Below are 23,797 nucleotides of genomic sequence, written 5' to 3'. Positions count from 1 at the left end.
TCTAGCTGGCCTCTTCGACGGCCGGTACCGGTGCGGGCAACACGGCGAACAACTCCCGGTCCAGCGTCTGCCGCACCGCGGCGCTGTCCTGAGGCAGCACCACGCCGAAGGCGTCGACCACCGACGAGCCGAGCGTCGTCACCTTCGCCCAGGCGATGTCCACCCCGTTGCGCTCGAACACCGCGGTCAGCGCGCTCAACAGTCCGGCGCGGTCGGTGGTGCGTATCTCGAGGACGGTGCGCCCGGCGTCGTCGGCGTCGTGCCACAGCACACGCGATGGCGCGGCGGGTGCGTGGATGGGCACTGCCGGACGGACGTCGCCGGCGCGGGCCGCCTGCGGATCGCCCTTCTTCTCCAGCGACGAGGCCACGTCGAGATCGCCGTCGAGGGCGAGGATCAACTGCTGGCGCAGCAGCTCTGCCGCCGGCGGCGAGCCGAAATGCGGCGAGACCACGAACGTGTTGACCGCCGAACCGTTGTGACCGTTGACCGACGCCGAATGCACCCGGAGCGAATTCAGGGCGAGCACCCCGGCGGCCTTCGACAGCAGTCCCCGCCGGTCTGCCGCGATCATCGTGACGGTGAAGATGTGCGGACTGTCGCCGGGCGCGAGCTCCACCGCCACGCCCGGCTGACCCGCCATGTCCAGGAAGCGTGGATCGATCGGATCCGGTTGCGGCAGAGGCTCCCCCGCCATCGCCAGCCGACACCGCCGGACCAGGTCACCCAGCAGGGAGGCCTTCCAGTCACCCCAGACACCGGGCCCGGTGGCCAGCGAATCGGCTTCGGCCAGGGCGTGCAGCAGCTCGAGCACCGTCAGGTCCCCGCCCATCGCCTCGACGACGGTGGAGATGGTGGCCGGGTCCTGCAGATCGCGCCGGGTCGCGGTGTGCGGCAGAAGCAGATGATGCCGCACGACCGCGGACAGGATCGTGATGTCCGACGGCCACAATCCGAGCCTCGTGCCGATCTGATGCGCGAGTTCGGCACCGATCACGCTGTGGTCCCCGCCGCGCCCCTTGCCGATGTCGTGGATCAGCGCACCGAGCACCAGTAGATCCGGTCGGGCGACGCGGGTCGTCAAAGCGCTTGCCCGCGAGACCGTTTCGACGAGATGACGGTCGACGGTCCAGATGTGCACGACGTCGCGGGGCGGCAGGTCGCGCACCGCGCCCCACTCGGGGAACAGCCGGCCCCACAGGCCCGTGCGGTCGAGCGCCTCGATCGTGGCGACCGCCGAGGGTCCGGCGGCGAGCATCACCAGCAGGTCCTTGAGCGCCTGCCGCGGCCATGGCGTGCGCAGTTCGGGCGCGGTCTCCACCAGACGACTCAGCGTCGACGCCGCCATGGGCAGACCGGTGGTCGCCGACGCGGCCGCCACCCGCAGGATGAGCCCGGGGTCGCGTTCGGGGCGGGCGTCGCGGGCGAGGATGACTTCGCCGTTGAACTCGATCACGCCCTCGTCCAGCGGTCGGCGCACCGGGCGGCGCAGCGCCGACAGGCCGCGGCGCGGCAGCGCGTTGCCTGCCGTGCGGATGCCGGCATCGACGTAGTAGCTGACCGTGCGGGCGGCGTCGGAGAGCATCCGGGCCAGGTCGAATCGGTCGCCGATGCGCAGCGACGCCCCGATCTCGTCGGCGTGCTGGGCGAGCAGCAGCTCACGCCCGCGGCCCGCGACACGGTGCAGTTCTGTGCGCACGTTCAGCAGTGCCAGATGCGCCTCGCCGAGGGTTTCGGTGGGAGAGGCCAGCGATCGGCTGGGATAGACGTCGGCCAACTGTGCGATCGCCAAGGCGTTGAGTAGCTGAACGTCACGCAGGCCGCCGCGACCGCACTTGAGATCGGGTTCGGCGCGGTGTGCGATCTCACCGCTGCGATGCCAACGGGCACGTGTGTGCTCGACGAGTTCGGTGAAGCGCGAGCCGATTCCGGTGCGCCACTGCCGCCGTGCACCCCCGATCAGCAGCGCCGATAGGTCGGCGTCGCCGGCGATGTGCCGGGCCTCGAGCATCGCCAGCCCGGCCGAGATGTCCTCCGCGGCGACACGCAACGCCTCGGGCACCGTACGCACGCTGTGATCGAGGCGAATGTTGGCGTCCCACAACGGATACCACAGCAGCTCGGCGACCTCGCCGACGATGTCGGCGGGCATGTTGTCGTGCAGCAGCATCAGGTCGAGGTCGGAATACGGGAGGACCTCACCGCGGCCCAGACCCCCGGTGGCGACGATGGCGAACCCGCTGCTGGCGGTGATGCCGATGTCGTTGGCCTTGGTGGTGAGCCAGAAGTCGTAGAGATCGCGAAGGGCATTGCGCAGGGCAGCCGAGTCGAGTCGGGCTCCCCCGGCCCGCAGCTGCTCGACGGCTGCCGTCAGATCAGTTGCCGGACTTGACGATCCCGCCGCCGGACGCACCCAACGGGGTGCGCCGGCGGCGGGTCGCGGCTTCTGCTCTGTCATGAGTTGTCCTCCCGGCACGTGATGATCCAGCGCACCCGGCGCTGGCCGGGAGACGACTCGGTGTTCGACTTCTCTGTCAGAGAGCGTCGGCTCCCCTCTCGCCGGTGCGCACCCGCACCACGGTCTCGACCGGGCTCACCCAGACCTTGCCGTCACCGATCTTGCCGGTGCGGGCGGCTTGGACGATGACATCGACCACCTTGTCCACGGCAGCGTCGTCGACGACGACCTCGACGCGCACCTTCGGCACGAAGTCCACCGAGTACTCCGCCCCGCGGTACACCTCGGTGTGTCCCTTCTGCCGACCGTAGCCCTGAACTTCGCTGACGGTCATGCCGAGGATGCCTGTCTGTTCCAGACCGGTCTTGACATCTTCGAGGGTGAACGGCTTGACGATCGCAGTTATCAGCTTCATATCCCTTATCCCTCCACGCCTGGGTGACGACCGAGTGCCGAGCCCGCGCCGACCGATGCGAAGTCGTAGGCGGTTTCCGCGTGCTCCGACTCGTCAGCCCCGGTGGATTCATCCTCCTCGTTGAGCCGAAGTCCGACGGTGTACTTCACTATCAGAGCCAAGATAGCTGTCCCGATGGCCGAGTAGAGCAGAACCGCCCCCGCACCAACGGCCTGGCGCCACAGCTGATCGACGCCACCGCCGTAGAAGAGACCGGCGACACCCGCGCCGGTCTCGGGCGCGGCCACCAGCCCCACGAGCAGGGTGCCGACGATGCCGCCGACCAGGTGGACACCCACCACGTCGAGCGAGTCGTCATATCCCAGTTTGTATTTCAGGCCGACGGCGAGAGCACAGAGTGCACCTGCGACCACGCCGATGACGAGCGCGCCGACCACGTTCACCGACGAGCAGGAGGGGGTGATCGCGACCAGGCCGGCCACGATGCCCGAGGCGGCACCGAGCGAGGTGGCCTTGCCGTCGCGGATGCGCTCGGTGAGCAGCCAGGCCAGCATCGCCGCCGCGGTGGCCACCGTGGTGGTGACGAACGTCGACCCGGCGAGTCCGCCGGAGGACACCGCCGAACCCGCGTTGAAGCCGTACCAGCCGAACCACAGCAGGCCGGCGCCCAGCATCACGAACGGCAGGTTGTGCGGGCGCATCGGGGTGCCCGGCCAGCCGCGGCGCTTCCCCAGGATGATGGCCAGCACCAGACCGGCGGTACCCGCGTTGATGTGGACCGCGGTGCCACCGGCGAAGTCGACGGCGGCGAGCTTGTTGGCGATCCAGCCGCCCGTCTCCCCGGTGACGCCGTCGAACGCGAAGACCCAGTGTGCGACCGGGAAGTACACGACGGTGGCCCACAGCGCGGTGAACAGCAGCCACCCGCCGAACTTGATGCGGTCGGCGACCGCGCCGGAGATCAGCGCGACGGTGATGATCGCGAACATCAGCTGGAACGCGACGAACACCGTCGCCGGGATCGTGCCGACCAGCGGGATGTTCACCGCGTCCACGGCTTCCACGCCGGCAGCCGGATCGGCGACCACCGCTGCCGCAGCGTTGCCCCCGAGCAGACCCTTGAGCCCGAAGTACTGGGCGGGGTTGCCGAAGAGGTTGCCGACGTCATTGCCGAAGGCGATCGAGTAGCCGTAGAGCACCCACAGCACGGTGACGACACCCATGGCGGAGATGCTCATCATGATCATGTTGAGCACGCTCTTGGCGCGCACCATGCCGCCGTAGAAGAACGCCAGGCCGGGCGTCATCAGCAACACCAGCGCGGCGCTGGCGAGCATCCACGCGGTGTCACCGGTGTCCGGTAAACCCATCGTCGGGAATTGGTCCACTCGCAGATTCCTCCTTCGTCATGCCACAGCCGCGCGAAATGACGACCGTTGCCTGGGACATGACGACAATGCGCAGTGGTTGTTTCAGCAAAGACGCGCGGGTGTTTCGCCCGTGTGAACGGATGGGCCGGTCACGTTTCGCTGCTGTTACATCACGCGATTCAGGGCGTATCAGCCGAGGAGTGCGTCGACGAAGGCAGCCGGTTCGAACGGGGCGAGGTCGTCGGCACCCTCGCCCAGACCCACCAGTTTCACCGGGACCCCGAGCTCCTGCTGCACACGGAACACGATGCCGCCCTTGGCGGTGCCGTCCAGTTTGGTGAGCACGACGCCGGTGATCTCGACGACCTCGGCGAACACCCTGGCCTGCGGCAGACTGTTCTGACCGATCGTCGCGTCGAGGACGAGCAGCACCTCGTCGACCGCGGCACGCTTGCTCACCACGCGCTTGACCTTGCCGAGCTCATCCATCAGACCGGTCTTGGTGTGCAGCCGGCCCGCGGTGTCGATCACCACGACGTCGGCACCCGAGGCGATCCCGGTGTCGACGGCGTCGAAGGCCACCGATGCCGGATCGGCCCCCTCGGGGCCGCGGACCACCTGCGCGCCCACCCGGGAGGCCCACGTCTCCAATTGATCCGCCGCGGCCGCACGGAACGTGTCGGCCGCGCCCAGGACCACGCGGCGGCCGTCGGCCACCAGCACGCGGGCCAGCTTGCCCACCGTGGTGGTCTTCCCGGTGCCGTTCACGCCGACGACCAGCAGCACCGACGGCTTGTCCTCGTGCGGCAGCGCTCTGATCGAGCGATCCAGATCGGTCTTGAGTTCGGTGATCAGCACATCGCGCAGGACCGCGCGGGCGTCGGCCTCGGTGCGGACGTTGGCCGCGGCCATCCGGGAGCGCAGCGCGCTGACCACCGATTCGGTCACCACGGGGCCGAGATCGGCGATCAGCAGGGTGTCCTCGATCTCCTCCCAGGAGTCCTCGTCGAGATCGCCACCGCCGAGCAGACCCAGCATGCTGCGGCCCAGCGTGTTCTGTGACTTCGCCAGGCGGCCGCGCAAGCGGTCCAACCGGCCCTCCGCCGGCGCAATGGCATCGATCTCCGGGGTGATCTCGGGGGCCGGGGTCGCCTCGGGGGCCGGGGCAGGCGGCTCCTCGGGGACGACCACATCGGGCGCCGGGGCGGGCGGCGGGGCCGGCGCATCCATCCGCGGCTCCGGCGGGGCCTCGGTGACCGGGTCAGGCAGCCTGACGTCGGAGATGCGCCGTTTCGGTGCATCGCGCGGGATGGTGGCATCATCGCCGACGGCAGGTAGTCCGGTGGTGTCGATACGCTCGGGCGCCTTCGGAGGGCGCGGCGCCCGCTCGGGCGCCTTCTCAGGCGTCTCGGTGGGCGCTGACGCCGAGAACGTGATGCCCGAGGCGGCTTTGTAGCCGCCCGACCGATCGACAGGAGTGGCAGTGTCTCGAGCGGACAGGCTGATGCGACGCTTGCGGTACCGCACCAGGCCCACCACGAGCGCGACGAGCAGCAGAACGGCGATGACCGCTACAGCGATCCAGAGACCCTCACTCACCCGGCCATTGTCGCAGGGGCGTCGATCGGGCCACAGCCGGTGAGCGTCAACCCCGGCTCGGCGGTCCATCACCGCAAGCGCCGCCACATCGACGTCTGCCTCACCGAGGCGGTCGACTACCAGACGGTGACCACCGGCTTCGAGCGTTACCGACTGCCGTACAACGCGCTGACGCAGACCGACCTGCGTTCCATCGACCTGGACACCGAATTCCTCGGCCGGCGCCTGAAGGCGCCGGTGCTGATCGGCGCGATGACCGGCGGCGCAAAGCTCTCCGGCATCATCAACCGCAACCTGGCCGCCGCGGCGCAGCAGCTGGGTATCGGCATGATGCTCGGATCGCAGCGGGTGATGGTCGACGACGAGGGCGCCGCGGCCAGCTTCGCGGTGCGCGAGGTGGCGCCCGACGTGCTGGTCATCGGCAACATGGGGCTGGCCCAGGTGTCCCCGGACATGGTGCCCGGGCTGGCAGCCGCGCTGCGACGCGTCGGCGCCGACGCCGTCGCGGTGCACACCAACCCCCTGCAGGAAGCCATGCAGCACCAGGGCGACACTGACTTCTCCGGGTCTCTGGGCCGCCTCGGCGACGTCATCGGCGCGCTCGACTACCCGGTGATGATCAAGGAGGTCGGGCACGGCATCGGCGCCGTCGCCGCGGCCGAACTGACGCAGTACCCGGTCGCCGCCGTCGACGTCGCGGGTGCGGGCGGCACGTCGTGGGCGCGCATCGAGCAGTTCGTCCGCTACGGGGAGATCCGCCACCCCGCACTGGCCGAGTGGGGCATCCCGACCGCGCAGGCGCTGCGTGAGGTGCGCGAGGTGCTGCCGGGCATGCCGCTGGTCGCCTCGGGCGGGATTCGCACCGGCATGGACGCCGCCACAGCGCTCGCGATGGGCGCCCAGGTGGTCGCGATCGCGCGGCCGCTGCTGGCGCCCGCCATCGAATCGGTTGCCGCCGTGGTCGATTGGCTGGAGGTGTTCCTCGAGGAGCTGCTGATCTGCCTGCACGGCAGCGGCGCGGCCGATTTGGCGGCATTGCGCGCCGGCGGCGTCGTCGAACTCCTCTGACGCCCAAACCGACGTTTGGGCGGGAAAGTACGAGAAGAACGCGCCAGAACGTCGATCTCGGCGCGGGTCAGGCCGGGCTGGTGACCAGCTCCTGCCCCCGCATCCGCTGCGAGATGACGGTCGTGATGCCGTCGCCGCGCATCGTCACGCCGTAGAGGGCGTCGGCGACCTCCATCGTCGGCTTCTGGTGGGTGATGACGATCAGCTGGGAACGTTCACGCAGCTGCTCGAACAGACTGATCAACCGCCGCAGGTTGACGTCGTCGAGCGCGGCCTCCACCTCGTCCATCACGTAGAACGGTGACGGGCGGGCCCGGAAGATCGCGACCAGCATCGCCACAGCGGTCAGCGACTTCTCCCCACCCGACAGCAGCGAAAGCCGCTTGATCTTCTTGCCCGGCGGCCGCGCTTCGACCTCGATGCCGGTGGTCAGCATGTCGCTGGGATCGGTCAGCAGCAGCCGGCCTTCACCCCCGGGGAACAACGTCGAGAACACTTGAGAGAACTCGCGTTCCACATCGGTGTACGCCTCGGTGAAGACCTGCAGGATGCGGGCGTCGACCTCGGCGACCACGTCGAGCAGATCCTTGCGGGCGGCCTTGACGTCCTCGAGTTGCGTGGACAGGAAGTTGTAGCGTTCCTCCAGCGCGGCGAACTCCTCGAGCGCCAGCGGGTTGACCCGGCCCAGTTCGGCCAGCTCCCGCTCGGCCCTCTTGGCGCGCCGCTGCTGGGTCGGCCGGTCATACGGCATCGGCGCCGGCGCGGTCACCTGCTCACCGCGTTCACGGGCCTGCTCGTATTCGGCCATCTCCAGCTCGGAAGGGGGCAGCGCGACGTCGGGTCCGTACTCGGCTACCAGATCGGCCGCCGCCATCCCGAACTGCTCAAGGACCTGCGCCTCGAGCTGCTCGATGCGCAGGGCCGCCTGCGCCTTGGCGACCTCGTCGCGGTGCAGCGCGTCGGTGAGTGCAGAGATCCTCGCGGTGAGTTCGGAGACCTCGTCGCGGGCCGTGCCGAGCGCCGCCGCGCGGACCTGACGTTCGGCGGTGATCTCGTCGCGCACCCGCGACGCCACCCCTACCGCACTGCTCAGCCGCTGCGCGACCAGTCTTCCGGACTCCGCAACGACGGCCGCCACAGCGGCGGTCCGCACCCGCGCCTCCCGTGCATGCTGGGCACGCACCCGGGCCTCGCGTTCCGCCGACGCCGCTCGACGTAACGAATCCGCCCGTCCGCGAACAGCATTCGCGCGTTCCTCGGCGGTGCGCACTGCCAGGCGCGCTTCCACCTCGGCAGCCCGCGCGGCCTCGGCCGCAGCCGTCCATTCCTGGCGGTCGACGGGCTCGGCGTTGAACATCGGCTCCTGCTGGGCGTGATGCAGCCGGGTCTCGAGCTCGCTGAGCTCGGCGATGGTGCGGTTGCGTCCGGCCTCCAGCTCGTCGCGCTGGGTGATCAGCCGCTGCCATTCGTCGTCGGCAGTGCGGGCCTCCTGGCCCAGGCGGCCGAGCTGCTCGTAGATCGCCGAGATGGCCGCGTCCGACTCGTTGAGCGCAGCCAGCGCCTGCTCGGCGGCATCCTGCCGGCTCGCCTGCTCGGCGAGCGCGCCGGAGAGGGCGGCGGACAGTTCGGCGGTCTGACGTTCGGCATCGGCGAGTTCGGCACGCGACTTGTCCACTTCGGACTGGATTTCCAGCGTGCTCGGTTTGCGGTCCGAGCCGCCACTGACCCAGCCCGCGCCGACGAGGTCACCATCGGTCGTCACCGCGCGCAGATCTGGTTGTGCCGCAACGATTTCCAATGCTGTACGCAGGTCGTCGACCACGGCGACCCCGGCGAGCATCGCCATCACCGCGCCCCGCAGCCGGGGCGCAGGCTCCACCACCTCAGCCGCCCACACCGCGCCGGCGGGCAGTGCGCCGCCGGCCTCCGACGACGTGTGCGGCCAGTCGCCGAGTACCAGTGCCGCCCGGCCGCCGTCGGAGTCCTTGAGGGCGCGCAAAGCACCTTCGGCGCTGCCGATCCCGTCGACGGCCAGCGCGTCGGCGGCCGCGCCCAGCACGGCAGCGATCGCTGCTTCATGGCCGGGCGCCACCTTGACCATTGCCGCCAGCGAGCCCAAAAGCCCACCGCCGCTGTGGTTCTGCTGCAGCCAGGCAGCTCCGTCCTTGCGGTCGAGGCCGACGGAAAGCGCGTCGATGCGTGCCTGCAGCGAGGCGACCTGGCGCTCGCCGGCCCGTTCGGCGGTCTGCAGTTCGGCAACGCGTTCGTCAGCCAGGCGCAGGGCGGTCACGGTGCGGTCGTGGTGTTCGTCGAGGCCGACCTCACCGGCGTCGAGTTCGCTGACGCGAGCCTGCACCGTCTCGAACTCGGCCTGCGCCTGCTGGGCCCGAGCGGCCGCCTCGTCGATGCCCGCGCTGAGCCGTGCCACCGTCTCGTCGATGGACTCGACGCGGGTGCGCATGGTGTCGACCTGACCCGAGAGGCGCGCCAGGCCCTCCCGGCGATCGGCCTCGGCCCGCGCGGCCGCCATGTGGGCGCGTTCGGCGTCCGCGGCGATCTGTTCGCGTTCGGCGAGCTCGGCGCGCGCCCCGTCGAGCCGCTCTCGCGACTCCTCGAGCTGTTCGAGCAGCGCACGCTCCTGCTCGGCGATCTCGTCGGCCTGGGCTTCGAGCTCGTCGGGATCGGGCCCGCTGGACCGCTCGGGCTCGGCGTCCAGGTACTGGGCGCGTTCGTTCGCGATGCGCACGGTCGCTGCCACTCGCTCGGCCAGCGCCGACAGCCGGAACCACCGCTGCTGCGCGGCGTCGGCGCGCTCGCTGAGGTCGGCCACCGCCGTCTCGTGGGCGTCCAATTCGAGAGAGCAGGTCTCCAGCCGCGTGGTGAGTTCGTCGTGCTCGCGACGCAGGGTGGTCTCGGCCTGGTTGGTGTCGTCGAACTCGGACTTGCGGGTCACCAGATCGTCGGCGGCCAGCCGGAGGCGGGCGTCGCGCAGGTCGGCCTGGATGGTCTGTGCGCGCCGGGCCATCTCGGCCTGCCGGCCCAGCGGTTTGAGCTGGCGACGCAGCTCGGTGGTGAGGTCGGTGAGCCGGGCCAGGTTGGCCGCCATCGAATCGAGCTTGCGGACCGCCTTCTCGCGGCGCTTTCGGTGTTTGAGCACACCGGCGGCTTCCTCGATGAAGGCCCGCCGGTCTTCGGGGCGCGACTCGAGGATCTCCGAGAGCTTGCCCTGGCCGACGATCACGTGCATCTCGCGCCCGATGCCGGAGTCGCTGAGCAGCTCCTGCACATCGGTCAAACGGCAACGGCTGCCGTTGATCTCGTATTCACCGGCGCCGTCACGGAACATCCGCCGGGTGATCGACACCTCGGAGTACTCGATCGGCAACGCGTTGTCGGAGTTGTCGATGGTGAGCGTGACCTCGGCGCGCCCGAGCGGTGCTCGCGACGACGTGCCGGCGAAGATGACGTCCTCCATCTTGCCGCCGCGCAGCGTTTTGGCGCCCTGCTCTCCCATCACCCAGGTCAGCGCGTCGACGACGTTGGATTTGCCGGAGCCGTTGGGACCCACCACACACGTGATGCCGGGCTCGAACCGCAGAGTCGTCGGCGAGGCGAAGGACTTGAAGCCCTTCAGCGTCAGACTCTTCAGATGCATGACGCGTTACCCTACCGCCGCGAACGTCAGCGCTCGGTGAAGCCGGAGAGCGCGTCGGAGGCCGCGGACCAGTCGGCGATCACGGAGTCGACCCGCCCCGGCGTGTCACCGTGTTCGAGCAGGTCGAGCAGCTTTTCGCAGGCCTCACGCGAGCCTTGGGCGACCACGTGGACGCGCCCGTCGGCCTTGTTCGCGGCGAACCCGGTCAGCCCCAGTTCGAGGGCTCGGGACCGTGTCCACCAGCGGAAACCCACCCCCTGGACGTGCCCGTGCACCCATGCGGTGAGGCGGACGTCACTCTCCCCCAACATCTTTCACCTCAAATGTCACTTCAGTACCCGATTTCAACGTGCGCCCCACTGTGCACACCGAGTCGATGGCCCGCTCGACAACGGTGAGCAGGCGAGCCTTCTCCTCGGCCGACAGGCTGGACAGGTCGATCTCCAGGGACTCCGCCAGGTGCGGGTAGCGCTCCTGGTCGCGGTCGGCCGCCCCGGACACCCGGATCGTGGTCTGGTAGTCGTCACCGAGCCGGCGCCGCAGCGGCTGATCGCTGGACATGCCGCTGCAGGCCGCGAGCGCGATCTTCATCAGTTCGCCCGGCGTGAAGACGCCGTCGACGTCCTCCGAGCCGATCAGGACCTCCGCGCCGCGCGTGCTGCGTCCCGTGTAGCGCCGCACGCCGGTGCGCTCCACCCACAGTTCTGTCATGCCCCCATCTTCGCCCAAACCGACGTTTGGGCGAAAAAACCCCTGTTCAGAGCGCCCAAACGTCGGTTTGGGCGGTGGTGAGTCCGGGGATCTCAGCGGGTGCGCGGGCGGGGCTGGCAGCGCGGGCAGTAGCACGAGGAGCGGTTCATGAACTTCTCCCGCCGCATGATCGCCCCGCACCGCCGGCAGGGCTCGCCGTCGCGACCGTAGGCGTCCAGCGAGCGGTCGAAGTAGCCCGACTCTCCGTTGACGTTGACATAGAGCGAGTCGAAGGACGTGCCGCCCTGGCCCAGCGCATCGGTCATCACCACGGTGGCCGCGTCGAGCACCTCGGCCAGCTTCGCCTTCGACAGGCCCGACGCCAGCCGGGCACCGTTGACCTTCGCGCGCCACAGCGCCTCGTCGGCGTAGATGTTGCCGATCCCGGACACCACCGTCTGGTCGAGCAGCTGACGCTTGATCTCGGAGTGCTTGCGCCGCAACACCGCAACCACGCTGTCGCGATCGAAGTCGGGATCGAGCGGATCGCGTGCGATGTGTGCGACGGGCACCGGCACCTCGGTGCCGTCGACGGTCACCATGTCCGCGAGCATCCAGCCGCCGAAGGTGCGCTGGTCGACGAAACTCAGGGTGGTCCCGTCATCGAGGAGCGCGGCGATGCGCAGGTGGTTCTCGTTCGGCACGGGGCCGAGCAGCATCTGCCCGCTCATGCCCAGGTGCACCACCACGGCCGAGCCGTCGGACAGGGTGAGCCACAGGTACTTCCCGCGCCGCCCCGTGCCCGTGATCGTCATGTCCAGCAGACGCGCGGCCAGATCTGCCGGACCTGCCTCGTGACGGCGCACCGCACGCGGGTGGTGCACCCGCACGCCGGTGAGGGTCTTGCCGGTGACATGCGCTGCCAACCCGCGCCGGACCACCTCGACTTCGGGGAGTTCAGGCATCCCGCTCTTCGCTCGGCACGCTCTCCGAGGTCAGCGCATTCCACGCGGCCGCAGCGGCTTTGAGTTCGGCTTCCTTCTTCGTCTTGCCCACACCGCTGCCGTACTCGCGCTCGGCGACCACGACGGTGGCGGTGAACTCCTTGTCGTGGTCCGGCCCGGTTGAGCTGACGATGTAGGAGGGCGCGCCGAGTCCCCGCGCCGCCGTGAGCTCCTGCAGGCTGCTCTTCCAGTCCAGACCGGCACCCAATGTCGGTGCGGTGTCCAGCAATTCGCTGAACAGACGCAGGATGACCTCGCGGGCGACGACGGCACCGTGCTCCAGATAGATGGCACCCAGCAGGGATTCGACGCCGTCGGCGAGGATGCTGGATTTGTCCGCGCCACCCGAGTTCTCCTCACCCTTGCCGAGCAGCAGGTAGCTTCCGAGGCCCTTGTCCGAGAGCCGGCGGCCGACGTCGGCGAGCGCCTGGGTGTTGACGATGCTCGCCCGCAACTTGGCCAGGTCGCCTTCGGACCGTTCGGGATGACGGTGGTAGAGCTCCTCGGTGATCGTGAGTCCGAGCACCGAATCGCCGAGGAATTCCAGGCGTTCGTTGGTCGGCAGCCCGCCGTTCTCGTAGGAGTAGCTGCGGTGGGTCAGCGCGATGGTGAGCAGGTCGGGTTGTAACTGCACACCGAGGGCGTCGAGCAGCGGTTCGCGATCGACCGTCACGACTCGTCTCCGGTCGGCTCGCGGAACTGGGCGAGTTTGGCCCAGCGCGGGTCGATCTGGTCGTGGTGGTGCCCGGGCTCGGCGTCGGCCATCCTCACGCCGCACTCCGGGCACAGGCCCGCGCAATCAGGGGTGCACACCGGGGAGAACGGCAGCGCGAGACCGACGGCGTCGATGATCGGCTGTTCGAGATCCACGGTGTCGCTGCCGCCGTCGCGGCCGACACGCGGGATCTCGTCTTCCTCTGTGGTGGCCTCGGTGGTGCTGTCGGGGTACGCGTACAGCTCGGTCAGGTCGATCGCGACGTCTCCGGTGACCGGCGTGAGGCAGCGGGCGCACTCACCCTGTGTGGGCGCCGAGACCGTGCCGGTGACCAGCACGCCTTCGGACACCGACTCCACCCGCAGGTCGAGGTGCAACGGCGCATCCTGCGGGACGGCAATGAGATCCAGCCCGATGCGGAAAGGGCTCGGCACCGTCTCGTCGACGGTGATCATCGAGCCCGGGCGCCGGCCCAGCCGGGAGATGTCGATGACCAACGGCGACCGCGACCCCCGGCGAGCCGAGCTGTCAACGCGTGTCGCCATGTCATGCATCGTAGTCGCGGGCCAGACGGCCCATACAGGCGTACCGGCAGGGCGGACGTGCCCCTACCGGGACACGTAGTCGTGGGTCCCGGCGGCGGTGCGCAGCTGATGCCTGCCGCGGCCGACCGATCGGATCGTGCCGTTGAGGAAGTCCTCGAACTCGGCCAGCTTGCTGTCGACGTAGATGTCGCATTCGCCGCGTAGGCGATCGGCCTCGGCGTGCGCCGAGTCGATCATCCGGGTGGCTTCCGCGGTGGCCGTCGCGACGATCTCGGTCTGGCTGACCAGCCGCTGCTGCTCCTTGATGCCCTCCTGGACGGCCTTCTCGTACGCCAGGTTGCCGCTCTCGAGCAGGCGGTCCGCCTCGGACTTCGCGCGACCGGTGCTGGCCTCGTACTCGCGCTTGGCGGTGGCCGAGATCCGCGCGGCCTCCTCGCGGGCCTCACCCACCATGCGCTCGCTGTGCTGGCGCGCCTCGGCGACCATGCGGTCGGCCTGGGCTTTTGCGTCCGCGAGCAACCGATCGGCCTCAGCTCGGGCGTGGTTGACCATCGAGTCGGCTTCGGCGTTGGCCGTCGACACCGTCGATTCGGCGTGCTCCTTGGCTTCGCGCAGCATCGCATCGCGGGCATCGAGCACGTCCTGGGCGTCGTCGAGCTCGCCGGGGATCGCGTCCTTGATGTCGTCGATCAGTTCCAGGACGTCGCCCCGGGGCACCACACAGCCGGCGGTCATCGGAACGCCGCGGGCCTCTTCGACGATGGCACCCAACTCGTCGAGCGCTTCAAAAACTCGGTACACGGCGACACCCTCCAGGCGTAGTTGTTAGTGACCAGTGTGCCTGGTGTTACGCCTGTGACTGGGTTTTGCTGTCCGGTGTGTCGCTGTGAGTTCAGCGCAGCGCGGCGCTGATCACGTCCCGGGCGCGGTCGAGCATCGAGGCGAACGGCCCTACCGCGAAGTTCAGCTTGGCCGATTCGACGCCTGCGTGCGGGCGCGTGGGCGCGATCGCCTCGGCGGCGCGCACCGCGGCGGCGAGGCCCTTGAGCTCGCCCTCGTCGAGGTCACGCTCGAGCTTGGTGAACTCCTCGGTCTCCTCGCGCTCGGCGTGCTCGAGCACCGCCTCGCGAAACGCGGTGAGCTCGGTGAGGAATTCGTCCGAGGCGATGTCCATCGACTCCAGCTTCGACAGCTGCTGTTTGGCCTCGTGCTCCTCGCGCAGCCGCGCGTCGACGATCTCGTCGCCGGCCGCACCCTCGTTGCGGGCGCGCGGGTGCACGACCATCTCCTCGGCTGTCTCGTGCACGGCGAGCAGCTGGCGCAGTTCCACGAACGCCGCCTCGCGCGCTTTCGGTTCCGAGGCGTGCAGCACCTCTTCGAACAAATCCTTGATCAGGTTGTGCTGGTCGCGCAGGAAAGCCACGACGTCGTCGGTCGATTGCACGAATGTCTCAACCACGGCAGGTACCTCCGTCAACGGGATGCGGCGCGCGGGCTGTCGCGCCTGCACTCTCCCTACCCGCGGTCGGCGGCCTCAACCGCGCAACTTGGCCTGCAACCGGGTGTTGACGGCGGCGGGCAGCAGGTCGGACACGTCCCCACCCAGCGTGGCGACTTCCTTGGCCAGTGACGACGAGACGAACGAGTACCGCGGCGTGGTGGCGACGAAGAACGTGTCGACACCGGCGACGTGCTTGTTCATCTGCGCCATCTGCAGCTCGTATTCGAAATCGGTGCCGGTACGCAGACCCTTGACGATCGCGGTCAGGCCGCGTTCCCGGACGAAGTCGACGACCAGGCCGCTGCCCGACTCCACCCGCAGATTCGGCAGATGCGAGGTCGTCTCGGCGATCATCTCGATGCGTTCCTCGACGGCGAACATGCCCTTCTTCGCCGGATTCACCAGCACCGCGACGACGACCTCGTCGAATTGTGCGGCGGCACGCTCGAAGATGTCGACGTGGCCCAGCGTCACCGGATCGAAGGAACCGGGGCAGACAGCTCCGCTCATGGACGACGACGCTAGCAGGGGCTCGACATCTCAGACCCTCGAGTCGTCAGTCCGCCGTGCCGATTTCGAGCCGGGTGTCCCCGTAACGCCGGGGCTTGTCCGCCGACCACCCGGCGGGCCAGGCGATGTCGGCCGCACTGGTGGGGCGCTCGACGACCGCGACCGTGCCGGGGGCTGTCCAGCCGTGTGCGAGCAGATCTGCCAGCAGCGCCTCTACGGTGTCGGTCGACACCTCGTAGGGCGGATCGGCCAGCACGAGGTCGACGGGCCGCGGCGCCGCACTCGCGATCACGTTCGCCACCGGCGCGCGCCGCACCTGCCCTCCGCTCGCCCCGAGCGCGGTGATGTTGCGCTCGATGACGGTGGCAGCGCGGGCATCGGATTCGACGAACAGCGCCGAGCGCGCCCCGCGGGACAGCGCCTCGAGTCCGAGCGCGCCGGAGCCCGCGAACAGATCGAGCACGTCGATCCCGTCGAAGCCGACCCGGGCGAGAAGGATGTTGAACATCGACTCCCGCACGCGGTCGGTGGTCGGCCGCGTGCCGCGTCCCGACTTCTGTTGCGGCACAACGATTCGACGCCCGCCGTAGGCGCCGGCGATGATCCGGGTCAGCGGGATTCCTCGCTGACCTCGCCCCGTCCCGCCCCGCCGACGACCACCAGCAGGTCCCCGCCCTCCACCTGGGCGGTGGCCGAAACGGCGACGCGGGCGACCGTGCCGGCCTTCGGTGCGGTGATCGCGGCCTCCATCTTCATGGCCTCGATCGTCGCGATGGTCTGGCCGGCGTCGACGGTGTCTCCTTCAGCAACCCCGACGGTCACCACGCCGGCGAACGGTGCGGCGACGTGATCGGGATTGGCGCGGTCGGCCTTCTCGGCAGTCGGCACATCGGCGGCCACGCTGCGGTCGCGGACGACGACGGGCCGCAGCTGTCCGTTGATGATGCACATGACGGTGCGCATTCCGCGCTCGTCGGGATCGGAGATGGCTTCGAGCCCGATCAGCAGCTCCACGCCGCGCTCGAGGGTGACGCGGTGCTCGTCGCCGTGGCGCAGACCGTAGAAGAACTGGTTGGCCGAGAGGCTGGAGGTGTCCCCGAACTGCTCGCGGTGCGCCTCGAATTCCTTGGTGGGACCGGGGAACAGCAGCCGGTTCAGTGTCGCCTGCCGCTGCGGGCCCTCCTGTGCCAGCGCCTTCTCGTCATCGGCGCTCAGGTCGGCGGCCGGCTTCGGCTCGGCCCGGCCGGCCAAAGCCTTGGTGCGCAACGGTTCCGGCCAGCCGCCCGGCGGATCACCGAGTTCGCCACGCAGGAACCCGATGACAGAGTCGGGGATGTCGAAACGATCTGGCTCGGCGGCGAATTCGTCGGCCGTCACCCCCGCACCCACGAGCGCCAGGGCCAGATCGCCCACCACCTTCGACGACGGCGTCACTTTCACCAGCCGGCCCAGGATGCGGTCGGCGCCGGCGTACGCAGCCTCGATCTCCTCGAAGCGGTCGCCGAGCCCCAGCGCGGTCGCCTGCTGGCGCAGGTTCGACAGCTGCCCGCCGGGAATCTCGTGGGTGTACACCCGGCCCGTCGGCGTTGTCGGCCCGGCCTTGGCGACATCGAAGGGCGCGTACACCTTTCGCAGCGCCTCCCAGTAGGGCTCGAGCTCGCAGACCGCCGCGAGCGACAGGCCGCTGTCGAACTCGGTGTGCGCGGTCGCCGCCACGATGGAGCTCAGCGCCGGTTGACTGGTGGTGCCCGCCAGCGGTGCCGAGGACCCGTCGACCGCACTGGCGCCGGCCTGCCAGGCCGCCAGATAGGTGGCCAACTGTCCGCCCGGCGTGTCGTGGGTGTGCACATGCACCGGCAGGTCGAAGCGACTGCGCAACGCGCGCACCAACATCGCGGCGGCCTGCGGTCGCAGGAGCCCGGCCATGTCCTTGATCGCGAGGACGTGCGCCCCGGCGTCGACGATCTGCTCGGCGAGCTTCAGGTAGTAGTCCAGCGTGTAGAGGTTCTCCCCCGGGTCCGAGAGATCACCGGTGTAGCTCATCGCGACTTCCGCGACGGCAGTGCCGGTTTCGCGCACGGCGTCGATCGCGGGCCGCATCGAGTCGACGTTGTTGAGGGCGTCGAAGATCCGGTAGATGTCGATACCCGTTGCCGTGGCCTCCTGGACGAATGCGTGCGTCACCGACTCCGGATAGGGGGTGTAGCCCACCGTGTTGCGACCGCGCAGCAGCATCTGCAGGCAGATGTTGGGCACCGCCTCACGAAGCGCCGCGAGTCGCTCCCACGGGTCCTCCTTGAGGAACCGCAGCGCGACGTCGTATGTCGCTCCCCCCCAGCACTCGATCGACAGCAGCTGCGGGGTGAGCCGGGCGATGTAGGGCGCCACCATCAGTAGGCCGGACGTGCGGATTCGGGTGGCCAGCAGCGACTGGTGCGCATCCCGGAACGTGGTGTCGGTGATGCCCACCGATTTCGACTCGCGCATCCACCGCGCGAAGCCCTCGGGCCCGACCTCGGTCAGCAGGTGCTTGCTGCCTCGCGGCGGCATCGTGTCGAGATCGATCGCCGGCAGCTTGTCGTGCGGGTACACCGACGACGTCCGCGGACCGTGCGGCTGGTTGACCGTGACGTCGGCCAGGTAGTTGAGGATCTTGGTGCCGCGGTCGGCGGGAGAACGCGCCGTGAGCAGGTAGGGCCGCTCGTCGATGAACGACGTCGTGACCCGACCGGCCCGGAAGTCGGGGTCGTCGATGACGGCCTGCAGGAACGGGATGTTGGTCGAGACGCCTCGCACCCGGAACTCGGCCAGCGCACGATGCGCCCGAGCCACCGCGGTGTCGAAATCCCTTCCGCGACAAGTCAATTTGACCAACATGGAGTCGAAATGAGCACCGATCTCCGCGCCTAGTACGGCACCGCCGTCGAGGCGGATGCCTGCGCCGCCCGGCGACCGGTACGCCGTGATCCGGCCCGTGTCGGGCCGGAACCCGTTGGCGGGGTCCTCGGTGGTGATCCGGCACTGCAGCGCGAACCCGCGGGGCGCGGTGAGTGTGTCCTGCCCCAACCCGAGGTCGGCGAGCGTCTTGCCCGAGGCGATGCGCAGCTGGCTGGCCACCAGGTCGACATCGGTGATCTCCTCGGTCACCGTGTGCTCCACCTGGATTCGCGGATTACACTCGATGAACACGTGGTGGCCGCGCTCGTCGAGCAGGAACTCCACGGTGCCCGCGCACGAGTAGCCGATGCCGCGGGCGAACGCGACCGCATCGTCGCAGATGCGCTGCCGCAGCTCGGCAGGCATGTTCGGGGCCGGCGCCAGTTCGATGACCTTCTGGTGCCTGCGCTGCACACTGCAGTCGCGCTCGAACAGGTGCATGACGTTGCCGTCGGTGTCGGCGAGGATCTGCACCTCGATGTGGCGGGGGTTGAGGACCGCCTGCTCCAGATACACCGTCGGATCACCGAACGCCGATTCGGCTTCGCGGCTCGCCGCATCGACCGCTTCGGCCAGTGCGTCGAACTCGGTGACCCGGCGCATGCCGCGTCCGCCGCCGCCCGAGACGGCCTTGACGAACAGCGGGAACTCCATGTCGCGCGCCGCGGCGACGAGCTCGTCCACCGACGACGACGGAGCGGACGACGCCAGCACCGGCAGGCCCGCGGCCCGCGCGGCCTCGATCGCGCGGGCCTTGTTGCCGGTCAGCTCCAGGACGTCGGCGCTGGGTCCCACGAACGTGATACCGGCGGCCGCGCACGCGGCGGCGAGTTCGGGGTTCTCAGAAAGGAATCCGTAGCCGGGATAGACCGCGTCGGCACCGGCTTCCAGCGCCACCCGCATGATCTCGTCGACCGACAGGTACGCACGCACCGGGTGGCCGGTCTCCCCGATCTGATAGGACTCGTCGGCCTTGAGCCGGTGCAGGGAGTTGCGATCCTCGTACGGATAGACCGCGACGGTGGCGATGCCCATCTCATAGGCGGCGCGGAACGCCCGAATGGCGATCTCACCGCGATTGGCGACGAGGACTTTGGTTATCTGGCCGGGCACGGTTCACCTTAACCCGCAGGCGTGCAGGTCAGATCAAGGTCGACCAGTAGTCCCAGAACCGCTCGAGGACGAGCAGCACGACCGCGGTGAACCACAGCGCGACCAGGGACCAGCGCCACGTGTGGATGCCCCGCACCAGCGCGTTCGAGCTGCGCTGCGGCTGCACCGCAATAGACGTGGCGACGACCAGCAGCGGGATCGTCACGCTCCAGACCACCATGCAGTACGGGCACAGAGCCCCGATGCGGTAGAGGCTCTGGAAGATCAGCCAGTGCACGAACACCGTGCCCAGCGCCGATCCCGCGGCCAGACCCACCCAATACCACCGGGGCAGCGACACCCGGGTGACGGCCAGCACGCCGGTCACCACGACGACGGTGAAGCCGACGATGCCGAGAATCGGATTGGGGAACCCGAACACCGACGCCTGCGGGGTGATCATCACCGACCCACAGGACAGCACCGGGTTGATGCTGCACGACGGCACGTAGTCGGGGTTGATCAGGATCTCGATCTTCTCGATCGTCAGCGTCAGCGCGGACACCAGCCCGATGACTCCGGCGATCAGCACCCACCACGCGCTGGCACGCGACACCGCGACACCACCCGAGCCGCCGGCCGACGGATCGGCCTGATCGACGGGGCCTGCCGCGGTGACGGTCATGACGCCGGCGCCGGTTCGGTGGCGGGCGGCGCAGCCTGCAGTCCGGGCACGTCCCCGACGATGCTGCGGATCTTGTCGACGAAAGCCTCAGGGGTGCTGGGCTGGTAGTCCTCACCGTTGATCTTGATGGTCGGGGTGGCCTTGATGCCCGCGGCCGCGGCCTGGCCCTTCACCATGTCGACGAAGCGGCCCTTGTTGATGCACTCCGGCACCGTGCCTGCCGCACCGGCCTGACGGGCCCACTCGACCAGGCGCGCGTTGTCCGGGAAGCTCGTGCCCGTTTCGCTGGGCTGCTGCGCGTAGAGCGCGGCGTGGAATCGCCGGAAGGCGTCGTTCGATTCCTCGGCCACGCAGTAGCCCGCGCCGCCGGAGCGCGACGAGTAGTTCTGGTTCTGGGGACGGTCCAGGATGGACACCATGTAGTAGTCGGCGGCGAGAACTCCGGCGTCGACGAGCTTGTTGATCGTCGGGCCGATTTGCATCTCGAAATTCCGGCAGGCCGGGCACAGGAAGTCCTCGTACATCGAGACCACGGCCTTGGGCTCGTCGGTGCCTTCCTTCTTGATGACGCTCGCCGAGGCGACCCGGATGGACTGGGTTTCACCGGCCGTCGGTTGTTCGTCGGCGGACATGACGATGTAGAGCACCAAGACGACCGCGAAGATGACGACGACCGAGGTCAGACCGACCTGCACGAGCAGGTTGCGCTTGCGGTCGGCCGCCTTGAGGTCGTACCGCGCGTTCTTCTTGGGTTTCGTGGCCACGGGGACAGAGTACCGGCGGCTCGGTGAACGGGGTGGTGCCCTCGTCCGTGGAGGGTCAGACGCGACTCAGATGTGCCCGCATCGCCGAGATGACGTCGGCGGTCGCCGCCGCGCTGGCTCCGCCGAGGGTGAAGAAATTCGCGAACCCGTGCACGACGGAGCCGTACTCGCGGTAGTCGACCGGGGTGCCGGCCGCGCGCAGCGCCTCGGCGTAGTGCCGGCCCTCGTCGCGCAGCGGGTCGAAACCGGCGGTCGCGATGAGAGCAGGCGCGAGCCCGGAGTGGTCGTCGGCGAGCAGCGGGGACACATCCGGGTGGTCACCGCCGACCGAGGCACCGTCGAGGAACCGGGTGGTGAACCAGTCCATGTCGCGCTGGGTCAGGAAGAACCCGTTGGCGAACAGGGTGCGCGACCGGGTCTGGGCGCCGTGATCGGTGACCGGGTAGAGCAGCAGTTGGAGCGCGGGCTGCGGCGCGTTGTCGGCACGGGCGCGCAGCGCCACCACCGCCGACAAATTGCCTCCCGCGCTGTCCCCGCCCACCGCGATCCGCTGCGGGTCGGCGCCGAGGGACGCGGCGTTGTCCCGGGCCCACAGATACGCCGCATACGCGTCGTCGGCGCCGGCGGGCGCCTTGTGCTCGGGCGCCAACCGGTAATCCACCGACAGCACGTGGACCGCGCCGGACCGGCAGATCTCCCGGCACAGGTCGTCATGGGTGTCCAGGCTGCCGATGGCATGGCCCCCGCCGTGGAAGAACACCAGCAGCGGCGCCCCGGGCTCGGCGGTGCGGTAGTGCCGGGCACGGATGGGCCCAGCCGCCCCGGTCACCGTCAGGTCGCTCACCTGGGTCACCGGGATGCGGCGCGCGAAGCTCGCAGACAGCAGTTCGAGCTGCGCGCGCGCCGCCGCGACGTCGCCGCCGATGTGATCGGCGACCAGCCCCTCGAGCCCCATGGCCTTCTGTCCGGCCAGCATCACCTGCAGGGTGGTGTCCAGGGTGTTGCCGTCGAGCACGATCGACCGCCCGCCCACCATGGCCCGTTTCACAGGTTCGGGGATGCGGGGCAGGCTGCGCAGCGTCATCCCCGCGATCGTGTTGACCACCAGGTCACGACGGCGGACCCGGGGCCGCCCGATCGGGGTGAGCGTGTCGGTCATGGCTTGGCCCTTTCGCCGGTGGAACCGCATTCGCGCGCAGGCCGTACGGCATGGCGCTGATTAGGCGGGGTAATACTGCGGCAATATAGTCAGTCTCGCCAAACCCAAGCCCGACCCACTTCAGCAAAGAAGGTGACATGACTTCGGCGGCCGCAATTCCCACCGTCACGCTCAACGACGACAACACGATGCCGGTCCTCGGTCTCGGTGTGGGCGAGTTGACGGATTCCGAGACCGAGCGATCGGTGCGGTCGGCGCTCGACGCGGGCTACCGCCTCATCGACACCGCCGCCGCCTACGGCAACGAGGCGGCCGTCGGACGCGCGATCGCGGCCTCGGGCGTGCCGCGCGAGGAGCTGTTCGTCACCACGAAGTTGTCCCCTGAGGAGTTCGGTTTCCAGTCGTCGCAGGACGCACTGAAGGCCAGCCTGCAGCGGCTCGGCCTGGACTACGTCGACCTCTATCTCCTTCACTGGCCGGCCGGCGAGGAGGGCAAGTACGTCGACAGCTGGGGCGGCATCATGAAGTCCAAAGAGGTCGGCGACACCCGGTCGATCGGGGTCTGCAACTTCCACGAGCACCACCTCGACGACATCATCAGCCTGTCGTTCTTCACCCCGGCGGTGAATCAGATCGAGCTGCACCCGCTGCTCAATCAGGCGGAGTTGCGGGCGGTCAACGCCGAGCACGGCATCGCCACCGAGGCCTACGGCCCCCTCGGTGTCGGCCGGCTCCTGGAGCACCCCGCGGTCGCGGCGATCGCCGAGGCGCAGGGTCGGACACCGGCGCAGGTGCTGATCCGCTGGAGCATCCAGCTGGGGAACATCGTGATCCCCCGCTCGTCGTCTCCCGAGCGCATCGAGGCCAACATCGACGTGTTCGGCTTCGAGCTCACCGACGAGCAGATGACGTCGCTGAACGGATTGAACGACGGAACCCGCTTCCGTCCGGATCCGGAGACCTACACCGGTTCCTAGCCCGCGATAGGGTGCTGGCGTGAACAGGCCCGCGGCACGCGCACGGCGGCTTCGTGGCGCGCTGATCGCGGTGGCCTCGGCGCTGACGACCGCGGGTGCGCACGGCGCCGCCGGCGGCGGCCTCCCCCGTGGTCCCGCGCTCGTCGTCGTCCTGCTGATCTGCCTCACCGCGGGCGCGCTCGCCGGCTCGGCGCGGTCGGACCGCGGGGCGTACGCCGTGACCGCGGCGGCTCTGTGTGGCGCGCAGCTGACGGGTCACCTCGCGCTCACGCTGGCCGGACATCACCACGGCACGCTCGGGTGGTCGATGGCCGCGGCGCACCTCGGTGCCGCGCTGCTGGTGGCCGCGGCGATCACCTCCGTCGAATTCCTCTATGCCGTCTGCGTTTCCGTTCTGTGCTGGCTGCGGTTGTTCGCCATGCGGGCGCCGCGGCCATCCGCACCCCGCATCCGGTATCGCGCCGCCGTCGCACGGCCCCGGCCCGTCCCGATCGGCGGAACGGGTATGCGGGCCCCGCCTGCTGTCTCGCTGCGCCTGTCGCCGGCCGGCTAGCGGCCACCCTCGTCTCTTCACCTCACCGACGCGCCACGTGCGTGTCCGTTGCGCGCTGATCCGTCAGCGCGGCTCCCCAGCTTCCGCGCATGCACTGCGC

Annotated in this window: 21 protein-coding genes; 3 read left to right on the top strand and 18 right to left on the bottom strand. The window is 69.4% G+C overall.

Features of this window, described 5'->3' with window-relative positions:
* Position 1: 1 nt before the first annotated feature.
* From ACXYX3_RS09095 to ftsY, 4 genes are all read right to left on the bottom strand, one after another.
* The gene (locus ACXYX3_RS09095; protein WP_458611472.1) at positions 2–2,458 is read right to left on the bottom strand and encodes a [protein-PII] uridylyltransferase; all 2,457 of its coding nucleotides are present in this window, start codon (positions 2,456–2,458) and stop codon (positions 2–4) included.
* Between the two features lie 76 nt (positions 2,459–2,534).
* On the bottom strand, positions 2,535–2,873 hold the full coding sequence (locus tag ACXYX3_RS09090; protein WP_011779408.1) for a P-II family nitrogen regulator: 339 nt from the start codon (positions 2,871–2,873) through the stop codon (positions 2,535–2,537).
* A gap of 5 nt (positions 2,874–2,878) precedes the next feature.
* Positions 2,879–4,261, bottom strand: a complete 1,383-nt coding sequence (locus ACXYX3_RS09085) for an ammonium transporter (protein WP_241204092.1) — start codon at positions 4,259–4,261, stop codon at positions 2,879–2,881.
* A 171-nt stretch (positions 4,262–4,432) separates the two neighbouring features.
* A complete protein-coding gene (ftsY, locus tag ACXYX3_RS09080; RefSeq protein WP_458611471.1) occupies positions 4,433–5,842 on the bottom strand; it encodes a signal recognition particle-docking protein FtsY in 1,410 nt (469 codons plus the stop codon).
* Positions 5,843–5,881: 39 nt separating this feature from the next.
* On the opposite strand from ftsY, the gene fni reads away from it, so the two are divergent.
* Positions 5,882–6,910, top strand: a complete 1,029-nt coding sequence (fni, locus tag ACXYX3_RS09075) for a type 2 isopentenyl-diphosphate Delta-isomerase (RefSeq protein ID WP_458611470.1) — start codon at positions 5,882–5,884, stop codon at positions 6,908–6,910.
* Between the two features lie 67 nt (positions 6,911–6,977).
* Here the strand turns inward: fni and smc are convergent, their stop codons facing one another.
* The 14 genes from smc to ACXYX3_RS09005 all read right to left on the bottom strand — a co-directional run bounded on the left by smc (position 6,978) and on the right by ACXYX3_RS09005 (position 22,167).
* Positions 6,978–10,565 carry a chromosome segregation protein SMC gene (gene smc, locus ACXYX3_RS09070; RefSeq protein ID WP_458611469.1) on the bottom strand — a complete coding sequence of 1,196 codons (3,588 nt, stop codon included), beginning with the start codon at positions 10,563–10,565 and terminating at the stop codon, positions 6,978–6,980.
* 26 nt (positions 10,566–10,591) lie between these two features.
* Positions 10,592–10,876, bottom strand: a complete 285-nt coding sequence (locus ACXYX3_RS09065) for an acylphosphatase (RefSeq protein ID WP_458611468.1) — start codon at positions 10,874–10,876, stop codon at positions 10,592–10,594.
* The gene (locus ACXYX3_RS09060) at positions 10,860–11,276 is read right to left on the bottom strand and encodes an OsmC family protein (RefSeq protein WP_458611467.1); all 417 of its coding nucleotides are present in this window, start codon (positions 11,274–11,276) and stop codon (positions 10,860–10,862) included. The genes ACXYX3_RS09065 and ACXYX3_RS09060 overlap by 17 nt, the downstream gene beginning before the upstream one ends.
* Positions 11,277–11,368: 92 nt before the next feature.
* The gene (gene mutM, locus ACXYX3_RS09055; RefSeq protein WP_458611466.1) at positions 11,369–12,220 is read right to left on the bottom strand and encodes a bifunctional DNA-formamidopyrimidine glycosylase/DNA-(apurinic or apyrimidinic site) lyase; all 852 of its coding nucleotides are present in this window, start codon (positions 12,218–12,220) and stop codon (positions 11,369–11,371) included.
* Positions 12,213–12,932 (bottom strand): ribonuclease III, encoded by a 720-nt coding sequence (gene rnc, locus ACXYX3_RS09050; RefSeq protein ID WP_458611464.1) that lies wholly within the window; start codon positions 12,930–12,932, stop codon positions 12,213–12,215. Before rnc ends, mutM begins: the two co-directional genes overlap by 8 nt.
* Positions 12,929–13,519 carry a YceD family protein gene (locus ACXYX3_RS09045; RefSeq protein ID WP_458611463.1) on the bottom strand — a complete coding sequence of 197 codons (591 nt, stop codon included), beginning with the start codon at positions 13,517–13,519 and terminating at the stop codon, positions 12,929–12,931. The genes rnc and ACXYX3_RS09045 overlap by 4 nt, the downstream gene beginning before the upstream one ends.
* Before the next feature lie 63 nt (positions 13,520–13,582).
* Complete coding sequence (gene sepIVA / locus ACXYX3_RS09040) at positions 13,583–14,320, bottom strand: cell division protein SepIVA (protein WP_458611462.1); 738 nt, start codon at positions 14,318–14,320, stop codon at positions 13,583–13,585.
* A gap of 91 nt (positions 14,321–14,411) precedes the next feature.
* A complete protein-coding gene (locus ACXYX3_RS09035; protein ID WP_458611461.1) occupies positions 14,412–14,978 on the bottom strand; it encodes a hemerythrin domain-containing protein in 567 nt (188 codons plus the stop codon).
* Positions 14,979–15,053: 75 nt separating this feature from the next.
* Positions 15,054–15,530 (bottom strand): pantetheine-phosphate adenylyltransferase, encoded by a 477-nt coding sequence (coaD, locus tag ACXYX3_RS09030; protein WP_458611460.1) that lies wholly within the window; start codon positions 15,528–15,530, stop codon positions 15,054–15,056.
* 46 nt (positions 15,531–15,576) lie between these two features.
* Entirely contained in the window at positions 15,577–16,143 is a 567-nt protein-coding gene (rsmD, locus tag ACXYX3_RS09025; protein ID WP_458612026.1) for a 16S rRNA (guanine(966)-N(2))-methyltransferase RsmD, read from the bottom strand.
* Complete coding sequence (locus tag ACXYX3_RS09020; protein WP_458612025.1) at positions 16,140–19,568, bottom strand: pyruvate carboxylase; 3,429 nt, start codon at positions 19,566–19,568, stop codon at positions 16,140–16,142. The genes rsmD and ACXYX3_RS09020 overlap by 4 nt, the downstream gene beginning before the upstream one ends.
* Before the next feature lie 40 nt (positions 19,569–19,608).
* Positions 19,609–20,244, bottom strand: a complete 636-nt coding sequence (locus ACXYX3_RS09015) for a vitamin K epoxide reductase family protein (protein WP_458611459.1) — start codon at positions 20,242–20,244, stop codon at positions 19,609–19,611.
* Positions 20,241–21,008 (bottom strand): DsbA family protein, encoded by a 768-nt coding sequence (locus tag ACXYX3_RS09010; protein WP_458611458.1) that lies wholly within the window; start codon positions 21,006–21,008, stop codon positions 20,241–20,243. The genes ACXYX3_RS09015 and ACXYX3_RS09010 overlap by 4 nt, the downstream gene beginning before the upstream one ends.
* A 55-nt stretch (positions 21,009–21,063) precedes the next feature.
* Positions 21,064–22,167, bottom strand: coding sequence for an alpha/beta hydrolase (locus tag ACXYX3_RS09005; protein ID WP_458611457.1), 1,104 nt, complete (start codon positions 22,165–22,167; stop codon positions 21,064–21,066).
* A gap of 137 nt (positions 22,168–22,304) precedes the next feature.
* Between ACXYX3_RS09005 and ACXYX3_RS09000 the strand changes: the two genes are divergently transcribed.
* A complete protein-coding gene (locus ACXYX3_RS09000) occupies positions 22,305–23,144 on the top strand; it encodes an aldo/keto reductase (RefSeq protein WP_458611456.1) in 840 nt (279 codons plus the stop codon).
* Between the two features lie 19 nt (positions 23,145–23,163).
* Positions 23,164–23,697 (top strand): hypothetical protein, encoded by a 534-nt coding sequence (locus ACXYX3_RS08995; RefSeq protein WP_458611455.1) that lies wholly within the window; start codon positions 23,164–23,166, stop codon positions 23,695–23,697.
* The last annotated feature ends 100 nt before the right edge of the window (positions 23,698–23,797 follow it).

The organism is Mycobacterium sp. Panama NTM2, from assembly GCF_054355555.1.
Note: the sequence above shows the minus strand (reverse complement) of the source record. Positions and strands in the feature narration are given on the sequence as shown.

Bases quoted from the DNA above. Each gene is read 5' to 3' on its own strand.
- ACXYX3_RS09005 (WP_458611457.1), bottom strand. From the start codon at position 22,167: ATGACCGACACGCTCACCCCGATCGGGCGGCCCCGGGTCCGCCGTCGT.
- smc (WP_458611469.1), bottom strand. From the start codon at position 10,565: ATGCATCTGAAGAGTCTGACGCTGAAGGGCTTCAAGTCCTTCGCCTCG.
- ACXYX3_RS09045 (WP_458611463.1), bottom strand. From the start codon at position 13,519: ATGGCGACACGCGTTGACAGCTCGGCTCGCCGGGGGTCGCGGTCGCCG.
- ACXYX3_RS09060 (WP_458611467.1), bottom strand. From the start codon at position 11,276: ATGACAGAACTGTGGGTGGAGCGCACCGGCGTGCGGCGCTACACGGGA.
- ACXYX3_RS09090 (WP_011779408.1), bottom strand. From the start codon at position 2,873: ATGAAGCTGATAACTGCGATCGTCAAGCCGTTCACCCTCGAAGATGTC.
- ACXYX3_RS09095 (WP_458611472.1), bottom strand. From the start codon at position 2,458: ATGACAGAGCAGAAGCCGCGACCCGCCGCCGGCGCACCCCGTTGGGTG.
- ACXYX3_RS09015 (WP_458611459.1), bottom strand. From the start codon at position 20,244: ATGACCGTCACCGCGGCAGGCCCCGTCGATCAGGCCGATCCGTCGGCC.
- ACXYX3_RS09065 (WP_458611468.1), bottom strand. From the start codon at position 10,876: ATGTTGGGGGAGAGTGACGTCCGCCTCACCGCATGGGTGCACGGGCAC.
- coaD (WP_458611460.1), bottom strand. From the start codon at position 15,530: ATGAGCGGAGCTGTCTGCCCCGGTTCCTTCGATCCGGTGACGCTGGGC.
- mutM (WP_458611466.1), bottom strand. From the start codon at position 12,220: ATGCCTGAACTCCCCGAAGTCGAGGTGGTCCGGCGCGGGTTGGCAGCG.
- ACXYX3_RS09000 (WP_458611456.1), top strand. From the start codon at position 22,305: ATGACTTCGGCGGCCGCAATTCCCACCGTCACGCTCAACGACGACAAC.